We start from the raw sequence: 3,475 nt of genomic DNA, 5'->3' as shown, positions 1-3,475 counted from the left end.
GAGTGAATATATAACTGAAGAGCCGGATGCGGTAATTCCGCACGTCCGGATCTGTGTGGGGGCGGCTCAGTAATGGGTCGTTCTACCACGATTGGTAGCGAGTTTTTACCCTTATCGGCGTTGTTATTTTTACTGCTGTTGTTAGCCAGCCTATTCTTGTTGCCTCAGGTCAGCGTAGCTGCCGAACTCACTAGTGAAACCGTATCCTTTAGTAAATTATTGCAAAACAGTGTGTTACTTCGTTTTATGCTGGCTGCGTTGCTGTTGCAAATGAGTTTTGCCCCGTTTTATGGTTTTTTTACTTTATATAGTCGTGATTTGGGTTACAGCGGTACCGAGACAGGTTTGTTTATAGGCTTGTCTATCGCAGCGGAAATAGCGGCGTTTTATTTTGCCGGCAACCTGATGCGAAACCGCAGCTACCGTTTGCTGCTTGGAATATGTTATGGCGTTACTGTGCTGCGCTGGTATCTGTTGGCCACTTTTGCCGACAATGTGTGGTTACTGTGTTTTAGTATGCTGCTGCACGCGGGCAGTTTTGCCATTGCACACAGCTGTGCCATGCAGTTTATCCAGCAGTTTTTTCCGAAGAAATTACGCAGTCGTGGCCAGGCATTATATGCCGGTATTATTTTTGGCGGCGGCGGCGCCATTGGCGCTTACTTCTCTGGAATTCTTTGGCAAAACGGCAATGGTGCCAGTTTAACGTTTAATATTGCTGCTTTATTAGCGCTATTGGCAACAATATTGGCACTAAGCTTACCCAAACAAAAGCCGGTCGCTTAACCGAACTAAACCAAAACACAGCTCAGCCAACTTACCAACTAAATGTTTTGCTTAATGTCAGCAGAATGGCGGCATCACCCCAGCGGTCTTTTAAACTGGTGTCATGATAACCAAAAGCGATATCTAATCCTGCATATTGAGTTTGCAGCATAATTTGCCAGTGTTCAAAGCTACTACCACCTTCCCAGTTATACTTGTCGGTATCGGTTGAAGTAGATTGGTCAACACCCAGTAACAATGACCAGTTATCGTTAAGCGCAATAGTTTTATTTAGCATAATAACGTAATGGCCACCGCCAAAACCAAAGTAGTCGTAGCTGTACCATAGGTTCAGGTTAAAACCACTGTGAGCCAGTTTCAGATAAAGCTCTGGAAAATTCAGTTTATCGCTTTCGCTCATGCCATGATAAGTGTATTGGGCAAAACCGGCGTCAATACCCAAACCATTGCTCAGCTCGGTGTAGTAGCCAACATAAACATCCCACTCCAGGTTAGTCCCTTCACCAAAATCAACATTTGATGCCCAGCTGCCGGCATAAAAACCATTGCCGGCATCCCAATTCAGACCTGGCTGTAGTGCAGGATTTTTGTCGGTCTGGCTTACGCCATTAAACAAGTAATTATTGGCACCCGTTAAAGTAAAGCTCCAATTTTCTGTGGCCGCTGCGGTACTGCTTAATAGCGCGGTAGCTAACAATATTGCTTTCATCGTGTTTACCCTAATTGGCTAATATTTGAATTAGCGATATGCCCTCAACTGCGTAACTTGTTCAGTTGTGTCTCAATTTTCGCTGTGACCTTATCAATAGAATTGCTGATCCCCAGGTTTTGCTGAGCCAATGCCTCTAACTCTCTGGTGGCATCACCAATGGCGGTAACATTACGGTTAATTTCTTCACTAACCTGGTTCTGTTGCTCTGCAGCAGCAGCTACCTGGAATGCATTGTCTGAGATTGTCGACATACCCGCTGTAGCCATAGACAGCTTTTCATAGGCTACTTCTGCTTCCGCAACGGTTTTGTCTACACTTGCCGTGCTTACACTGATTTGTTGGACAGTGTCTTTAACCTGACGTTGCAAACCGTCGATTAACGTTTTAATTTGATCAGTCGAGCTGTGCGTGCGAGCGGCAAGAGAACGCACTTCGTCAGCCACAACGGCAAACCCACGGCCTTGTTCGCCGGCACGGGCTGCTTCAATGGCCGCGTTCAATGCCAACAGGTTTGTTTGCTCGGCTATAGCCTGAATAACTTCAGTGATCTGGTTAATTTCCTGACTGCTGGTGGCTACTGCTGCCACTTTCTTACTACTGTTATCAAAATTGCGTGCAACATCTTTAAATTCATCCACCGTGTTTTGCAATAAACGGTTGGCTTCATTCAGATCTTGTATTGATTGCTGAGCACCCGACGCGGTATTACTGGCAAGACTGGCAACTTCATTAGCTGTGGCGCTCATCTGGTGCATAGCGGTAACCACATTTTGAATTTCACTGGCCTGTACTGAGGTAGATTGGCTTGTTTTGTCGATGGTGTTAACCATTAAATGGCTTTGTTGCTGCAATTCACCCGATGCACTTTTTAGCGATTGGATCATGTCGCGCAATTTAGCTGCGAAAGCATTAAAGCCCTCAGCCATCAGGTTTAACTCGCTGTGGCTGGTAGCCGAAAGTTGAACCGTTAAATCGCCATCTGCCCCAGCCAATTGATGCATTAATTGGCTCATATCTGCGATTGGGCGTGTGGCAGCGCGTAACCAAATAGTCAAAAGTACCATGATGCCTAATAGCAGCAATACACCAAAACTGACCATGGTTAGCGCTGTGCTGCGCGCATCAGCAGCTAGCTGCGTCGCCAATTCGTCGGCCGCGCGCAATGCCAGTTTTTTGGGTACGGCAATAATGCTAAACCATTGTGAGCCGGATGCTTCAATGCGAATGGGGCTTTTAATCACCAGTTGGTCGTTATATTCAAATACATCTGTTCCCGCGTTTTGTAGCTGGTTATAAAGATTGTTATCGAGTTTAGGCATCGCACTGCCAAGTTGGTCGGCAAAGCGGTTACTGGCTAATAACATGCCGCGCCCGGTAATTAAATACATCTGTGCTTTGCCGTCGTATAGTTTGCCAGCCTGTTGCATCAGTCCCTGTTGTAATACGGGCAAGTTCATATCAACACCAGCTACGCCACGGAAAGTCCCTTTTGTGACAACCGGATACACCAGTGATGTTAAAAGCGCTTCATTGCCGGGTTCAATTTCAAATACATAGGGTTCCATTAAGCAGGGTTTTAGCGTATCGCGGCTGCATAAATACCACTCTGACTCTCGTAGCCCCAGCTCATTACGGTTGTCTAAATATTTAATAGACGGGTCTTCGGTTTGAATGAATTTCAGGCCATTGTTTTCCCTGATCCAATATACTTCCAATGTGCCCTGTTTTGAGCTGTGTGGGGTATTGGCGTCAAACTCGCTGTCGCGGTTATCGTAACCATTAGGTTCATATTGGCTGTATATCGACGAAATACCGTCATTTACCTGGAGTATGTTGCCAGCAATTGCCTGAGCTTGTTCACGAGAGTAGGGTGTCTGGCCGCTGCCCAGGCTGTGTAAAAACTCATATTTTCCGCTCTTTCAGCGGTTCGCCAGTATGCACTGTTAGTGCCTCGCTGAAATAATGAGTGTGCGTTTT

The 3,475-nt window shown here is 46.1% G+C and carries 3 protein-coding genes; 1 reads left to right on the top strand and 2 read right to left on the bottom strand.

Going from position 1 to position 3,475, the window contains the following annotated elements; translation table 11 throughout:
- Positions 1 to 72 precede the first annotated feature (72 nt).
- The gene (locus tag H595_RS23060; RefSeq protein WP_084153664.1) at positions 73 to 786 is read left to right on the top strand and encodes an MFS transporter; all 714 of its coding nucleotides are present in this window, start codon (positions 73 to 75) and stop codon (positions 784 to 786) included.
- Positions 787 to 817: 31 nt separating this feature from the next.
- Here the strand turns inward: H595_RS23060 and H595_RS0119360 are convergent, their stop codons facing one another.
- A complete protein-coding gene (locus tag H595_RS0119360) occupies positions 818 to 1,495 on the bottom strand; it encodes a TorF family putative porin (protein WP_027672623.1) in 678 nt (225 codons plus the stop codon).
- Between the two features lie 44 nt (positions 1,496 to 1,539).
- Complete coding sequence (locus H595_RS23055) at positions 1,540 to 3,213, bottom strand: methyl-accepting chemotaxis protein (RefSeq protein ID WP_240474953.1); 1,674 nt, start codon at positions 3,211 to 3,213, stop codon at positions 1,540 to 1,542.
- Between the last annotated feature and the right edge of the window lie 262 nt (positions 3,214 to 3,475).

The organism is Rheinheimera baltica DSM 14885, assembly GCF_000425345.1.
GTDB lineage: Bacteria > Pseudomonadota > Gammaproteobacteria > Enterobacterales > Alteromonadaceae > Alishewanella > Alishewanella baltica.
The sequence above is the reverse complement of the archived record's forward strand: the minus strand, read 5'-3'. Positions and strand labels throughout refer to the sequence as shown.

What these genes read in the sequence shown, in the direction of transcription:
- H595_RS23060 (WP_084153664.1), top strand. Translation starts at nt 73, where the DNA reads ATGGGTCGTTCTACCACGATTGGTAGCGAGTTTTTACCCTTATCGGCG.
- H595_RS0119360 (WP_027672623.1), bottom strand. Translation starts at nt 1,495, where the DNA reads ATGAAAGCAATATTGTTAGCTACCGCGCTATTAAGCAGTACCGCAGCG.